Origin of the sequence: Planococcus maritimus, from assembly GCF_001687625.2 — a bacterium.
GTDB classification, from domain to species: domain Bacteria; phylum Bacillota; class Bacilli; order Bacillales_A; family Planococcaceae; genus Planococcus; species Planococcus maritimus.
Window position 1 is genome coordinate 417,412 of the sequence record NZ_CP016538.2, and the last position, 14,948, is coordinate 432,359.

Sequence of the window (14,948 nt, forward strand, 5' to 3'; positions counted from 1 at the left end):
TCTTTTTCTATGGGTAAGTTATTCTTTTCGGAACACCCAAGCGCGCTGGGCGATAAAGCCAAAGATGAATAGCACCGTATCGACCATCACTTTCAAAATGACTTCTCCGCGGCCGAGCCATTCCGCGTACAGAAAGTGGACGGAGGCGGCGGAAACGCCCATGATGAAAGCGGCCAATATATAGTATCGCAGCAAGGATCGTTTGGAGCCCTGTTTAAAGACCTTGTTGCGGTTGACGTAATAATTGAATAGGGAAGACAGGATACGTGCTGCTATCGTTGCAATAATGATGAACGCTTCCGGAGACTCGTCTCGAAATAGCTGGACGAACAGCCAGAACAATCCGATATCTAGCCCGAAAGAAGCGGCGCCTGATATCCCATAAAAGATAAAGATCTTGTAAATGTGGTAAGAGTCACGCAAGGGATGAAAATGGGACGATTTATTATCATCCAGATAAACCGTTTCGATCGTCACTTCCGACACGGGGATGTAATTTTTCTTTAACGCCGCAAGCATATTCATTTCATATTCAAAACGTTCCCCGAGCACATCGAGAAGCCTGGGCAAGAATTTTACGGGAATGCCGCGCAGGCCGGTTTGCGTATCCGTCAAGTCAGCGCCAGTCGATAAGCGGAACAAAAGCCGCGTGAACCGGTTGCCAAAGCGGCTGCGAAACGGAATGCCCGGCTGCTTGAAATCCCGGGCACCGAGAACGACATGGTTTGGCGAAGCTTCCAGTTCATTGGCGATTTTGACCATATCCGATACCAGGTGCTGGCCGTCTGCATCAGCGGTGATGATGGCTTCAATCGGCAATTGATGGTTGAGGATGTAATGGAACACGGTTTTAAGCGCGCGCCCTTTTCCTTGATTAACCGCATGAGTCAATAAAGTCACTTGAGGCAGCTTTTCGATTTCCTCGAAAAAGCCTTCATAGGCGGGACCGCTGCCGTCATTCACGACGATGATCCGGGAAAAGCCGGCTGAAATCGCTTCTTCGATTGTACGTTTACAAGGCTCTTCCGGTTTATAGGCCGGAATGACAATGGCATATGGTTTCACAGGCAACCTCTTTCCATTTCTGGCATCCAGAAATAAGATACTGGCATAAGTTTCTATCTTTATATAACAACATTACCCCAATTACGGTCCTTTAGTCGTGCCTTTCAAGAATTCCTGTCTGCTTTTAGCAAGAATCGCTTTCTGGGTCCACAAGTAGGCTAATCTGCAACAGCATCTTCTGGGCGATAGCCATCCTGTAACTCGCGAATCGATAAGCCAAAATCCATTTGAAAATGGGGGTAATCTTTAAAGCCCATCCAATCGCCGCCCCATTCAAAGCCGAGCTCTTTAGCGATATCCGCTACTTCAAACCAATCGGGACGGCCATTTGCGTTGCCGTCGTGCTGGATATCCCAGACGACCGAGCCATCTGGCAGGCGCAGCGCAAAGTCGATGGCGAGCCCATAATTGTGATAGGACTCGCCTCCTTCGGCATAAGTGACGACTTGTCCGGCCCGTGTCCGGCCTTGTGCGTGGATCTGATTTTGTTCTTCAACGGAACGGAAGCCATCGGTAATAAGAATTTCGATGCCGGCATCATCCGCAAGTGCGATCAGTTGGTCTCGCTTGGATGCAACGATGGGGTGCAGCTCATCTGGCAGCGGCCGTGCAGCGCGTTCGTTGCGCTCATCGATTTCGCGTTCGATCCAAATGAACAAAAAGACACCGACGATGAAAAGGAATAGCAAAGAAAAGACGGTGCGCAATGTTTTCAAGTCAATTCACCTCATGGCTTGATTGTAGCAAAAATCCTGAAGCAAGTATCCGGCAGAAGTTTTTGGTACGATAGAGGAAACAGATCTTTTGGAGGGATACATAATGGTCATTGAATTAATGAAATCCCATGCGTCGGTCCGCGATTACAAAGACCAGCCATTGACGCGTGCACAAGTCCACGAATTGGTCGAAGCGGCACAATATGCAGCAACGTCCCATTTTGTTCAAGCCTATTCAATCGTTTGGGTGACAGATGAAGACAAACGCAAACGCCTCGGCGAGCTGTCGAAAAATCCGAAACAGATGGAAGGGGCAGGAGCCGTTTTCCTAATGTGCGCCGATTACAACCGGTTGGGGCATGCCGCAAAATTGCAAGGGGAAGACATTGTCTTCGATCAGGCCGAGAACTTGCTGGTTGCAGTGACGGATGTCGGTTTGCTCGCGCAGAACTTGGCACTGGCTGCTGAATCCAAAGGCTATGGCATCTGCTATATCGGCGGGGTGCGCAACAATATGGAAGAAATCAGTGAACTGGTCGGTTTGCCTGAGGGCGTTTTCCCAGTTTACGGGCTGACCGTGGGCGTACCGAACGAAGCCAATGAAGTCAAGCCGCGCCTTCCTGTAGAAGCTGTGCTTCATGAAAATGAATACGATGAAGAGAAGTATGCAGACATTTTACCAGCTTACGATGAAACGATCATGGCCTATTATGCTGCTCGTTCAAACAATCAAAAAACCGCCAAATGGAGCGAGCAGATGGCGACATTTTTAAACAAGCCACATCGCCCGGACTTGAAAGACGTATTGGCCAAGCGTGGCTACCTATTTAAGTAAGCTTAGATAAACGAACAACTGGAATGTTGGAGGAGGTTGAAGAGCAATGAAAATCGCGTTATTTGGAGCAACTGGAAGAGTTGGCAGATACGTTTTGAACATGGCACTTCGTGATGGCCACGAAGTAAAGGCTTTGGTCCGAAGAGCGGACCTTGAACCCCACTCGAATTTGGACGTAATTGTCGGCAATGTCCGCAATGAAGATGATATTCAGCGGACCTTAGAAGGGGCGGATGCGGTCATCAGTGCAATTGGTACCGACCGCACAACCACTTTGTCAGAAGCCACGCCGCTCATCGTCAAAGCGATGGAAGCACAAGGCATACGGCGCATCATCACCATCGGGACTGCTGGCATTTTGAACAGCCGCTTAAGCCCCGGGCTGCTCCGTTATCAGGGTGGCGATTCGAAGCGCCAATTGACCTTTGCGGCAGAAGAGCATGAAAAAGCTTATCTCTCTTTAGAACAAAGTGATCTGGACTGGACGATTGTGTGCCCGACTTATTTGCCCGACGGCGAACCAAAAGGCTATTTCCGTTTTGAAGAAAACTATTTGCCCGAAGACGGCAAAGAAATAACGGCTGGCGATACGGCATTATTCGCTTACGAGCAATTGGACTCGGATGATTTCTTGAAAAGCCGCGTCGGCATAGCATATTGAATAACAAAACCCCTTGAACTGTGAAGAGTTCAAGGGGTTTTGTACGTATCAGGCAGTGACGTCGCGTTTAGAGAATGTCCAATAACTGATCAGCATGAAGATTAGGAAATAGACAGCTAAAACAATAAGCGACATGGTCATCGTGATGTCCGAGATAGGCATGAAGCCTGTATAAAATTGCGTCAAATCGGTATGCGTGAACAAATAGTATTTGACGATTTCAAAGTCCTGCAACAAGAAGACGAGTTGCACGCCGACAAACATCAGGAAAATCGACACGCCGATCGCAAGCGAGCTGGAGCGGAAAACTGTCCCGAGCATAAACGCAAAAGTTCCGATCATCCAGGTGCTGGCCAAGCTGAGTGCGGATAGTTTCAATGCCTCGGCCCAATAAGAGCCTTCGACAACTTCCGATCCGTTCCACACGAGGAATACGCCGTCGCCGGTTCCAAAGAAAATCCAGCTGAATAACGCGATCGATACGAAAGTAAGGATGGCAAACACCAATCCGAACAACATGGTCGTAATATATTTAGATGTAAGTATTTTCCATCTATTGACAGGGCGAGTCAGTAGCATCTTGATCGTTCCTTGTGAAAATTCCGCAGCGACGATTCCGGCGCCGACAATGACCGTAAACAAAGTAACAAGCGACAGCATCATATGGCCGTCAAGCACTTGCTGCTGCAAGCTTTCGATTTTAAAAGGCGCGGCATCATTTGCCAAGCGGTATTCTGCGATAGCGGCTTGCCCTTCATAATACTCTTGTTGGGCTGGGCCCATGTCCGAATTCTGTAATTGATCCTGATACATCATCATGTCCATCGTTGCCATTTCCTGCCAATCACTTTCCGGTGCAGGGGAGGTCGATTCGATCCATTTCGTAATGCCGGCATTTGCCAATAAAATCACAATAAGCAAGACAGCCATAATCCATGTCGCTTTTTTACTCCATAATTTCATCCATTCATTTTGTATGAGCTTGAGCAATTTCGCCGCCTCCAGTCATTTCAAGGAATTGATCTTCTAAGGTTGTGCGATGAGGCTGGACAGCGTACAAATCGACGCCCGCAGCAGTGAGCAGCTTGATGGCGCCCGGGATATGTTCCGCTTCGGTATCGATTAAATAGCCATTTTCATGAGGATGTACGGTAAAACCGATTTCCTCAAGCACTTGTTTGGCTTGTTCGGCAGGCTTTGCTTCTATGTAATAACGGGATTGCTGGTGTTCGTTGACATTTTTGATGTCGATCAATTCACCATTTTGAATAATGGCGATACGGTCGCACAATAATTCAATCTCCGACAAGAGATGGCTGGAGACGAAAATAGCCACATCGTTTTCACGAGCCACTTTGCGCAAATACATGCGGAATTCGCGGATGCCGGCAGGGTCCAGGCCGTTTGTCGGCTCATCCAAAATCAAGAACTCCGGATTGTTGAGGAGTGCCTGTGCCAGGCCAAGACGTTGGCGCATGCCGAGTGAATAAGATCCCACTTTTTCCTTGATGCGGTTTTGCATGCCGACTTGCTGGATCACTTCGTCGATGCGGGCTTTGGTCACGCCTTTATGCATGCGTGCGAAATGCAGGAGATTTTTGTAGCCGGACATGAATTTGTACATTTCCGGGTTTTCGACAATGACGCCGACTTTCTCGATGCTTTCCTCGAAATCGGTGCGGATCGATTTGCCGCCAATCAGGATGTCGCCTTGCGAGGGTTTCATCAACCCGACCATCATCCGGATCGTTGTCGTCTTGCCGGCCCCGTTCGGCCCCAAAAACCCGGTAATTTCTCCTTTATGGAGATCCAAGTTCAAGTCTTTGATGATTTGCTTTTTGCCGATTGTTTTGGAGAGCTTGCGAATCTCGACAATTTTTTCATTGCTCATGTGAGCCACCTTCTTTCCATTTTGCTTCCTTCAGTACTAACGATTCATTTCCCGGAAAGTTTCAGTTTTCTGGAAATCCGGCAGGCTTAACGATTGTTTAAGAAAAAGGTACAAAAAACAACGGAAAAGTGAGTTCGGCTTCCAGGATGAATTTCAGGCAACACAGTAAATACTCATAGTATGTGTTCATATTTTTTACCAAATATATCTTTAGAGAAAACTCAGGATCTCGCTTATCGTTTATCGCAAGGCAGTGGCTATCAACACATAACCCAAATCGAATCCCGAAACAGTTTAGCAGGCAAACTCTCACTAGCTGTTCCACACGTCTCCCAAGAAGCGATTCCCCCACTAGCCGGCAACTTTATACAGAAGCAGAGCTGATTAAACACACCCAAATCAACGAAATGTTCTAGCCGACCAGCGCCAAGGGTGAGCCGACGCAATAAGACAAGCGTCCTTCTTGGCTTATTGCAAGAGGCCAACCCAAAGCAAGGCGGCGACTACTACGACGAAACCCGAATCAAGCTCGAAAGATCTCCACATACAAGCATTCATTCTCTCCTCAACGGGAAGCGATTCCTCCACTAGCCGGCAACCCGTACAGAAGCAGTTCTGATTAAACAAACCTAAATCAATGAAATCTCTCAGCCGCCAAGCATAAAGGGGTGAGCCGACGCAATAAGACAAGCGTCCTTCTTGGCTTATTGCAAAAGGCCAACCCAAAGCCGGGCGGCGACTACCAAGGTGAAGCCCGAATCGAATGCAGAAACATTTCGACATGCATACTCTCGCTATCTTCATATGCGCTCAAACCAGGAAGTGATTCTCTCGCCACTAGAACGAAAAAAAGAAACCAATGCTGAGCATTGATTCCTTCCATACATTTCTGAAGTTAAAGCCCCAGAACAAAGAATGCCAGGAAAATGGTGACAATCACTAAAGTATTAGTAATCAGCGAAGTCCGCTTGCTGACAGGTTCATCAAGTGCAGGGAAGCGCTCGACTAGGCGGATGCCTCCATAAATCAGCACCATCAACAAGACTAATGTCACCACGAGCGGCATATCGTAAACACGCACATCGATAAAGCGGATGAAAATGACCGAGAAAGCCAGGATCATGCCATTGACTAAATTTTTTCGTTTCATAGGAGCTCCTTCAATTCGTTTTCAAGAAACGGCTTAGCGTTCAACAATTTAGTGAATTCCCGGTAACGTTCCAATTGCCCCGCTGCCGGTTTTTTATTTGTCCGGTAAGCGCGGATCAGGATGTTTTTCGGCGTATGCTCCATATCGATAAACTCCATCAATTGGGTTTCATAGCCGACCAAAGACAAAAGTTCCGCGCGAATCGAATCGGTCGCAAGTGCGCTGAAGCGTTCTTTGATCAATCCGTGCTGAAGCATGACATCGAGTGGCGATGCTTGGATCTGGCTATTAAGCTCATGCTGGCAGCATGGCACGCTCAAGATGACGCCGGCGTTCCATTTGACGGCGCGGGCGAGTGCCATATCGGTTGCGACGTCACAGGCATGCAGCGTCACGACCATATCGACTGCGGTATCTTGGTCATAATCATTGATGTCGCCGACTAGGAATTCCAGTTGTTGATAGTCAAGGTCGCGGGCAATATTTTGGCAGTCCTCGATAACGCTTTTTTTCAAGTCTAGTCCGGTGACGCGCAGGTCCAAGCCTTTTTCGATGCGCAAATAATGATACAGCGCGAAGGTCAAATAGGATTTTCCGGAGCCAAAATCGAGTATGCGGATCGGGCGATCTTTCGGCAAATGTTCGAGGGCATCGTCGATGAATTCGATAAAGCGGTTAATCTGGCGGAATTTATCGTATTTTTGTTTTTTGACTTTGCCGTCTGGCGACTGGACGCCGAGGCGCACGAGGAATGGGTAAGGAATACCGTCCTCAAGCAAGTAGGACTTCTTGCGGTTATGGGACAAATCGGCGGCAGCACGGGCATCGGCTTCAGATTTATAGCTCACTTTGAACTTCTTGGTCAACTGGACCTGGACTTTTTCGTCAGTGAATTGGAACAAACCCTGGCGAAATTCGGTGAACAATTGTTCAAGCTCTTCGGCTGCCTGTTCGATTGTCAGGTTTTGATGTTTCAAGATCTGTTCATATTGGTATTCGAACTGGATGCGGTAGCCTTCTTTCAGTTCAACGGGTTTTAGTTTGATACGCTTCAAGTCGTTCGATTTCTGGCGCGGCTGGCTGATGGTCGCATTGACAAGGGCGTAGTTTTGCAGTTTTTCGGCAAGCTGTGCGTGCATAGTTTGGAGTTCCATGGAAAATCCCTTCCGTCTTTATGATAGCCTCATTTTAGCACGGCTGGCAGTCTGCTGCGACTTCATAGGCTGGAAAAGGCGCTTTCCTTTTATTTGGAATTTTGCGATAATGAAAAATGGGATGAAAACGTTTTCAAATAGGGGGGCAGGAAAAATGATCATCGATCAAACAGTAGGGGAAATTGTAAGGGAACAGGCGAAAAATTTTCCGGAAACCGAAGCGTACGTTTATCCAGAACGAGGCATCCGTAAAACCTATGCCGAATTTGACCAAGAGACGGACCGGTTGGCGAAAGCTTTCATGGGACTTGGCATTGAAAAAGGTGAGCACATCGCCATTTGGTCTGACAATAAACGCGAATGGCTGCTTAGCCAGTATGCGACCGGCAAGATGGGGGGAGTGCTCGTCACCGTCAATACGAGCTACCAGGCGAATGAACTGGAATACTTGCTGAAGCAATCAGATTCCACGACCTTGATTTTAGGGGAAGAATTTAAAGGAACCAATTATATTGATGTATTGAACCAAGTATGCCCAGAATTGGCCGACTCCGAAAAAGGACAACTCGATTCGCCAAAGCTGCCGCATTTGAAGCGCATCATCGTCATGAGCGACCACAGCTATCCAGGGATTTACACATGGAGTGAGTTCGAAGCGTTCGCGGAAGAAGTACAGGACGCAAAGCTAGAACAGCGCTTTCATTCAATGGAACCGGACGAAGTCATCAACATCCAGTACACGTCCGGAACGACTGGATTTCCGAAAGGCGTTATGCTGACGCACCGCAACGTCGTCAATAACGGGCGCTTGGTCGGCGATATGATGAATTTGGATGAAACGGACCGCTTGTGCATCCCGGTGCCGTTTTTCCATTGTTTTGGCTGCGTGCTTGGAACGCTTGCGGCGGTCACTCATGGCACTACGATGGTCATCGCTGAGCAGTTCGAGCCGAAGCGCATTTTGCAAATGGTACAAGATGAAAAATGTACCGCGCTTCATGGTGTGCCGACCATGTTCATCGCGGAACTCAATCACCCGGAATTCGACTCGTTCGATACGTCCACTTTGCGCACCGGCATTATGGCAGGGTCAACGTGCCCGATCGAAGTGATGAAGAAAGTCATCAGTGATATGGGCGCAAGTGAAATCACCATCGCTTACGGACAAACGGAATCATCGCCAGTCATCACGCAAACCGGCAAGGACGATGCCATCGAAAAACGCGTTGCGACAGTTGGCAAACCGCACGACGATGTGGAAGTGAAAATCATCGACCCCGTGACAGGCGAACAAGTCGTCAAAGGCATGCCAGGCGAATTGTGCACACGCGGCTACTTGATCATGAAAGGCTATTATAAAAACGAAGACGCGACAAAAGAGGCAATTGACCCTGATGGCTGGCTTCATACCGGAGACATTGCGGTAGAAGATGAAGATGGCTATATCTCGATTACCGGGCGCATTAAAGACATGGTCATACGTGGAGGAGAGAATATCTATCCGCGGGAAATTGAGGAATTTTTGTATCAGCATCCGTCGGTCCAAGACGTTCAAGTTGTCGGAGTGCCAGATCCGAAGTACGGGGAAGAGCTGATGGCTTGGGTCATCTTAAAAGAAGGCGAAACACTTGTGCCGGAAGAATTGCGCGCTTATTGCAAAGGCAAAATCGCCCATCATAAAATTCCGCGCTATATAGAATTTATTGAAGAGTACCCAATGACCGCTTCAGGGAAAATCCAGAAGTTCAAGCTTCGGGAAATGTCGGAAGAAATTGCAGAGAAAATTTAATAAGCAAAAAACCAGATGACCGCACTTGTCATCTGGTTTTTTGTTGGAGTGAAACAGCCCGGTTATTATTTTGAAATTTCGAAAAAAGTTTAGCTTTTCCGCAATTAGGGCACACAAGTGATAGAAGTTATCTTGAAAGTAGGATATTTTGTCCGAGCCACGGAGCATATTGATAAAGGAGAGATTATGACATGAGCAATGTAAAGTTAGCGATCATCTATTATAGCTCGACCGGAACCAATTACCAGATGGCACAATGGGCAGAAGCGTCTGCCAAAGAAGCGGGTGCAGAAGTCAAAGTGGCGAAAGTGAAAGAAAATGCCCCGATGGAAGCGATTGAATCGAATCCAGCCTGGAAAGCGCATTATGAGGCGACACAGGACGTGCCGGAAGCTGATACTGATTTGCTCGAATGGGCAGATGCCATTATCTTCAGTGTGCCGACCCGCTTTGGCCACGTCTCTTCCCAAGTGCAGCAATTCCTGGATACAACAGGCGGTCTATGGGCGCAAGGAAAGCTCGCAAACAAAGTGGTAAGCGCGATGTCTTCTGCACAAAACCCTCACGGTGGCCAGGAAGCGACCGTACTCGCGGTTTACACGACGATGCATCATTGGGGAGCGATTATCGCGGCTCCGGGTTATACGGACGAATCACTATTTAAAGCGGGAGGAAACCCTTACGGCACAAGCGTCAGCGTTGACCAGGACGGCAATATGGTCGAAGATGTGGAAGACGCCGTCGCCTACCAAGCGAAGCGGACGGTGAAAGTTGCTGGATGGGTTAAAGATGGCTTGAACGGGTAATTGACAACTACATGCCAAAAGCAAGCTGGCAGATGGGCGAATGAATGCGCCTGTCTGCTTTTTTAGTGGAGGAGGGGTATCTTGGAGTGGCTTAGCTTCTTGTTTGTCATAGGATTTATTCTGATCCATCTATTCTCAAAAAACATGAAATTTTTGAGAGCTGTACCGCGCAGTCGCTTCCTGTCCATAGCAGGCGGCGTTTCCGTTGCCTATGTATTTTTGCACTTGCTGCCTGAGCTGGGTGAATTCCAGGAAGCGGTCCATAAAGAATTTGGCGCGCCCGGTGAAGGGTTCTTGAGCAATCATATTTACCTTGCTGCCATGGTTGGGCTTGTGCTGTTTTACGGGTTGGAGCAAATGGTGAAGAATTCGAAATGCAAGACAGCAGAAGGTCAATCTACAGCAGGCGTTTTCTGGATCCACATCGCTTCTTTCGCCATTTACAACGGGGTCATCGGCTATTTGATGATCCGTGAGGAGTTCGAAGGGACGGTCGGGATGTCCCTGTTCTTCATTGCGCTCGGCGTTCATTTCATCACGAATGATAAAGGCCTAAGGACGGCGCATAAAGGCGAATATGACCGATATGGCAGATGGCTTCTTGCTGCAGCCATCGCAGCCGGTTGGGCAATCGGCTGGTTGACGGAAGTTCACGAATTGATCATTGCGTTTCTCATGGCTTTGATTGCGGGCGGTATTATCCTGAACGTGTTGAAAGAAGAATTGCCGGAAGAGCGGGAAAGCAGTTTGGGCGCTTTTGTCGCCGGGCTGTCGGTCTATTCGATTTTGTTATTATTTTTGTGAATAAAAAAGAGGCGATTTTTCAAAAAGAGGAATAAGGTTTCAGAAAACGGGTAAAGTGTTAGATAATGGGTCACGTGCGCACTCCTCGCGTTGGTGTCGAAAGGTGATGTATATGCCATGATCACGAAAGAGGAAGAAGCAGTCTTTGAATACGAACTGCAGAAATTAACGACAGAGTGCCGGGAATGCCTGGATACTTCCTTGAAGAGGAAGATCCAAGACGATGCCTTGTGGTTACAGGACATCATTTTTCCGCCATCTGGGAACACAAACCGTAATAGGAACAAATAGACGATATTCAAGCCGTACAGCTCTGCTGTGTGGCTTTTCTTTATGAAATGTGAACCGTTTTGTAACAATTTCCCGGGAAATGACGCTCTCAGTGTGCGTCCCCAAAGGAATCCGCGGCGTGCTCCTTTATAATGGGGGTATGTGAAAGAAAGGGCGATAGCAATGGGTAGTTTGAAGCAAATGGCTTACAGCCAAAACAATCGCATACGGTTATTGTTTCTAGCATCCTTAGCAAAAGGGCTCGCTATGATCGGGCAAGCTTTGTTTTTCGTCTGGGTGGCAGACGAAGTCTTTTTGAAAGATGCGGCTTTTGAAGAGGTGATGCCTCTATTGGCCGCTTTGCTGGCGGTCATTCTGTTGCGGGCGGGCGCAAGTTATGCGATCGGCCGGCTCGGTGTGACGCTTTCTGTTGAGGCGAGACGCCGGTTGCGCCGGGAATTGATCGCTGCCTACAAGGAAAATCCGCTCCAAGGGTCGATAGCGGGGCAGTCGGGGCGCAAGGTCGGCTTGCTGCTCGAAGCGGTCGATGGCACAGATGGTTATTTCAGCAAATATATCCCGCAAATGATTCAAAGCTATACCATTCCGTTGCTATTGCTCGGTGTGATTTTTTACTTGAACTGGACGACGGGGCTGATCATTTTGATCACGGCACCATTCATTCCATTGTTCATGGCGATTGTCGGAAAACGGACGAAACAGAAGGCGGATGAAAAAGTCGAGCAATTGGCCAGTTTTTCCGGCGCTTTCCTCGACGTGTTACAAGGATTGACGACTTTGCGTTTGTTCGGACAGGCAAAGCGTCAAAGTGACACCATCCGCGATAATAGTTTGAAATTCCGCGATTCAACGATGGACGTTTTGAAGTCAGCTTTCCTGTCTTCATTGACACTCGAATACATCTCCATGTTGAGCATCGGAATTATCGCGCTCGAAATCGGTTTGCGTCTTGTAGTCTTCGACAGCATTACGTTTTTCCCGGCCTTTCTTGTGATGCTGCTCGTTCCGGATTTCTTTAATCTATTAAAAGAGTTCGGCAGCGCTTTTCATACGGCAAGAGGAAGTGCAGCCTCAGCTGAATTATTGGCAGAAGAATTGGCGAAAAGCCACCAACCGGTTGTCTGGGGGGCGACGCCCGTACACGGACCGATTGAGTTGGCGTTAGAGCAGGTGAGTTTCCAGTACGGGGAAGGATTTCAACTGGAGCCGGCTAGTTTCACACTGGAAGCAGGAACGTCCACAGCGCTAGTTGGGCTGAGTGGTTCCGGTAAAAGCACATTGTTGAATATCATGGCAGGATTATTACCCGCAACGAGCGGGCGCTTGCTGATCAATGGCCATCCTCAGGAACAAATGAGCGAAGATGAATGGTTCGGGCAATTGAGCTATATTACGCAAGATCCGTATGTGTTTGCAGGAACTATTAAGGAAAATATAGTACTTGGCACGAATCGAGCTGTGCCATCACAAGAATTGGTGGCGGCAGCGCAAAAAGCAGGCATCCTGGAATTGATCGAAGCGCTCCCTGAAGGATTCGACACGATAATCGGGGAGGCGGGACGCGGGCTATCAGGCGGTGAAAAGCAGCGTCTCGTGCTAGCGCGGGCGTTTATCAAAAAGCCGGCACTGCTGTTTTTCGACGAACCAACAGCAGGCCTTGATCTTCAGACAGAACAAGTACTGCAACAAGCCATCGAAGAGCTGTCAAAAAAAGCAACGGTCATCACGATTGCGCACCGCTTGCACACGATCCGCAATGCATCGCGCATTATTGTCTTGGACGAAGGAAGAGTGAAAGCCATCGGCACACACGAAGAGCTGATGGGCAACTTTAGCCCTTACCGGTCCATGATTGAGGCGCAGCAAGGAGGCACACAGGCATGGGTGAATTAAAGACGGTTTTTTGGCTGACACTGAAAGAAAAACGTGATGTTGCCCTTGCTGTAGTGTTCGGTTTTTTAGCGGGACTCGCTGGCGTTGCGCTTCTAGGAGCGAGCGGCTATTTGATTTCAAAGGCCGCTTTAACAGCACAAATGACCACCTTGGTCGTCATGGCAGCTTCGCTGAAACTATTCGGTTTTGCAGCAGCGATTACACGTTATGCGGAAAGGCTGTTTTCACACCGCGCAACGTTTACGATGCTCGGCCATTTGCGGAGCAATTTTTTTGAGCGATTGGCTCCGCTCGCGCCAGGTATTTTCCAGCGACACCAAAGCGGTGATTTGCTGTCACGTATTGTCGGCGACGTAGAAAGTTTGCAGAATTTCTTATTGCGCGTCTTGTATCCGCCAATTGTGGTCGGCATGGTTTTGGTGGCGACGGTGTTCTTTACATCGTTTTATTCGCTGCCGATGGCCTTGGCCATTTTTGTGGGTGCGATTCTTGTCGTCATTGTTTTGCCAACCTTCTTCGCGCTGCGGAGACGAAAAAAGACGCATGCGACGGGACAAACCCGTGGCGCGTTTTCGGCGCAATCGGCAGAATTTCTTTATGGGTTCAAGGATTTGAAAATCCATTTAGCGCTCAATCAAAAAAGCGCAGAATTGCAAGAAAGCGCACAGCGCTATGAACAGGCGCAGCAAAACGAAGGACTCGAGGAAAATCGAGTTCAGTCATTGAATGCGTTCGTGGCTTTTTTGACTTCATTTGTCGTCTTGGCAACTGGGGCGTATTTCGTGTCGATTGGAGAGTTATCCGGTTTGTATTTAGCGATGCTGGTTATGGTGTCGCTCGGGGCATTTGAGAATGTCGGCCCGCTTGCTGCCCTTCCGGCGTATTACGAAGAAAGTCGAATTGCTGCGCGCAGATTAGAAGAAGTGGTGGCTGAAGAAGCTGATCAGAGCACAGGGAGCATGCCGGAGGGTGCGGTGAACATTGAGGCAGAGCACCTCAGCTACCGCTATCCGAACGATGGGCGCTTGGCGCTCGATGAAATCAATTTTCGATTGCCGCAAGGGTCCAAAACGGCCATTGTCGGCCCGAGCGGTTCCGGGAAATCGACTTTATTGCAGCTATTGCTAAAAACTGCAGAGCCTGAGAACGGCAGCATCCGTTTTGGAGGCGAAGCACTTAGCCAGATGGCCCCTGAAAACGTATGGCAGCGCATGAATGTCGTGCTGCAGGAAAATCATTTCTTTTCAGGGACGATTGAAAGCAATTTGCGCATTGCCAACGGGCAGGCAGATGCCGGGCAATTGCGTGAAGCACTTGAGCTTGTCCGATTGGGCCATCTGGAACTGGCTGCGCCGGTTTATGAAAAAGGCCGGAATTTATCGGGTGGCGAAAAACAACGCCTTGCGATGGCACGGGCTTTCTTAAAAGGCGAGCGGCTGTGGTTGCTGGACGAACCGTTTTCATCGGTGGACGGTGTGACCGCGCAGTCCATTTACAGCGAATTGTTCGCCCGTCACCCCGAAGACACGTTTGTCATCATCAGCCACGACTTATCGAGATTGGAAGATATGGATCATATCTTGGTATTGGAAAATGGCCGTTTGATCGAACAAGGCACTTACCAGGAATTGATGGAACGCCGCGGCTATTTCTACGGGCTGAAAAAAATAGAAGAAGAAGTTTTCGCCTGAGTGTTCACATTGGCTGAAAGCTACGAAAAAGACGCGTCTATGCAGACGCGTCTTTTCAGAGTGTTGAAGAAGTCTATGGTTTGCTCTCAACTATGAAAAAATAGCGTCTTTTGCTTTCTTCAACAGTCAATGACCTCTCTAAGTATTTGGAGAAGTGTTCGCTCGACTCCTGTGGATCAGCGAGACGACCGAGACCCCGCAA

The 14,948-nt window shown here is 48.6% G+C and carries 13 protein-coding genes; 7 read left to right on the forward strand and 6 right to left on the reverse strand.

What is annotated here, in order from left to right:
• Positions 1 to 18 precede the first annotated feature (18 nt).
• Entirely contained in the window at positions 19 to 1,065 is a 1,047-nt protein-coding gene (locus tag BBI11_RS02235) for a bifunctional glycosyltransferase family 2/GtrA family protein (protein ID WP_068460218.1), read from the reverse strand.
• A gap of 158 nt (positions 1,066 to 1,223) precedes the next feature.
• Positions 1,224 to 1,781 (reverse strand): M15 family metallopeptidase, encoded by a 558-nt coding sequence (locus tag BBI11_RS02240; RefSeq protein WP_068460220.1) that lies wholly within the window; start codon positions 1,779 to 1,781, stop codon positions 1,224 to 1,226.
• A gap of 103 nt (positions 1,782 to 1,884) precedes the next feature.
• Here BBI11_RS02240 and nfsA point away from each other — a divergent pair, with 103 nt between their 5' ends.
• Together nfsA and BBI11_RS02250 are read left to right on the forward strand one after the other, a co-directional pair.
• Positions 1,885 to 2,616 carry an oxygen-insensitive NADPH nitroreductase gene (gene nfsA, locus BBI11_RS02245; RefSeq protein WP_068460222.1) on the forward strand — a complete coding sequence of 244 codons (732 nt, stop codon included), beginning with the start codon at positions 1,885 to 1,887 and terminating at the stop codon, positions 2,614 to 2,616.
• A 46-nt stretch (positions 2,617 to 2,662) separates the two neighbouring features.
• Complete coding sequence (locus BBI11_RS02250) at positions 2,663 to 3,277, forward strand: NAD(P)-dependent oxidoreductase (protein ID WP_068460224.1); 615 nt, start codon at positions 2,663 to 2,665, stop codon at positions 3,275 to 3,277.
• A gap of 48 nt (positions 3,278 to 3,325) precedes the next feature.
• Here the strand turns inward: BBI11_RS02250 and BBI11_RS02255 are convergent, their stop codons facing one another.
• From BBI11_RS02255 to BBI11_RS02270, 4 genes are all read right to left on the reverse strand, one after another.
• Entirely contained in the window at positions 3,326 to 4,240 is a 915-nt protein-coding gene (locus BBI11_RS02255; RefSeq protein ID WP_237150311.1) for an ABC transporter permease, read from the reverse strand.
• 4 nt (positions 4,241 to 4,244) lie between these two features.
• Positions 4,245 to 5,168, reverse strand: a complete 924-nt coding sequence (locus tag BBI11_RS02260; protein WP_068460229.1) for an ABC transporter ATP-binding protein — start codon at positions 5,166 to 5,168, stop codon at positions 4,245 to 4,247.
• 895 nt (positions 5,169 to 6,063) lie between these two features.
• Positions 6,064 to 6,318, reverse strand: coding sequence for a hypothetical protein (locus tag BBI11_RS02265; protein ID WP_068460230.1), 255 nt, complete (start codon positions 6,316 to 6,318; stop codon positions 6,064 to 6,066).
• The gene (locus BBI11_RS02270; RefSeq protein WP_068460232.1) at positions 6,315 to 7,472 is read right to left on the reverse strand and encodes a class I SAM-dependent methyltransferase; all 1,158 of its coding nucleotides are present in this window, start codon (positions 7,470 to 7,472) and stop codon (positions 6,315 to 6,317) included. Before BBI11_RS02270 ends, BBI11_RS02265 begins: the two co-directional genes overlap by 4 nt.
• 154 nt (positions 7,473 to 7,626) lie before the next feature.
• On the opposite strand from BBI11_RS02270, the gene BBI11_RS02275 reads away from it, so the two are divergent.
• The 5 genes from BBI11_RS02275 (at position 7,627) to cydC (ending at position 14,746) form a co-directional block, all read left to right on the forward strand.
• The gene (locus BBI11_RS02275; protein ID WP_068460234.1) at positions 7,627 to 9,261 is read left to right on the forward strand and encodes an AMP-binding protein; all 1,635 of its coding nucleotides are present in this window, start codon (positions 7,627 to 7,629) and stop codon (positions 9,259 to 9,261) included.
• A gap of 191 nt (positions 9,262 to 9,452) precedes the next feature.
• Entirely contained in the window at positions 9,453 to 10,067 is a 615-nt protein-coding gene (wrbA, locus tag BBI11_RS02280) for an NAD(P)H:quinone oxidoreductase (RefSeq protein WP_068460236.1), read from the forward strand.
• Positions 10,068 to 10,211: 144 nt separating this feature from the next.
• Positions 10,212 to 10,871, forward strand: a complete 660-nt coding sequence (locus BBI11_RS02285; RefSeq protein WP_335645533.1) for a ZIP family transporter — start codon at positions 10,212 to 10,214, stop codon at positions 10,869 to 10,871.
• Between the two features lie 453 nt (positions 10,872 to 11,324).
• The gene (gene cydD, locus BBI11_RS02290; RefSeq protein ID WP_068460240.1) at positions 11,325 to 13,055 is read left to right on the forward strand and encodes a thiol reductant ABC exporter subunit CydD; all 1,731 of its coding nucleotides are present in this window, start codon (positions 11,325 to 11,327) and stop codon (positions 13,053 to 13,055) included.
• Positions 13,043 to 14,746: a thiol reductant ABC exporter subunit CydC gene (cydC, locus tag BBI11_RS02295; protein ID WP_068460241.1), complete on the forward strand. Its 1,704-nt coding sequence runs from the start codon at positions 13,043 to 13,045 to the stop codon at positions 14,744 to 14,746. The genes cydD and cydC overlap by 13 nt, the downstream gene beginning before the upstream one ends.
• The last annotated feature ends 202 nt before the right edge of the window (positions 14,747 to 14,948 follow it).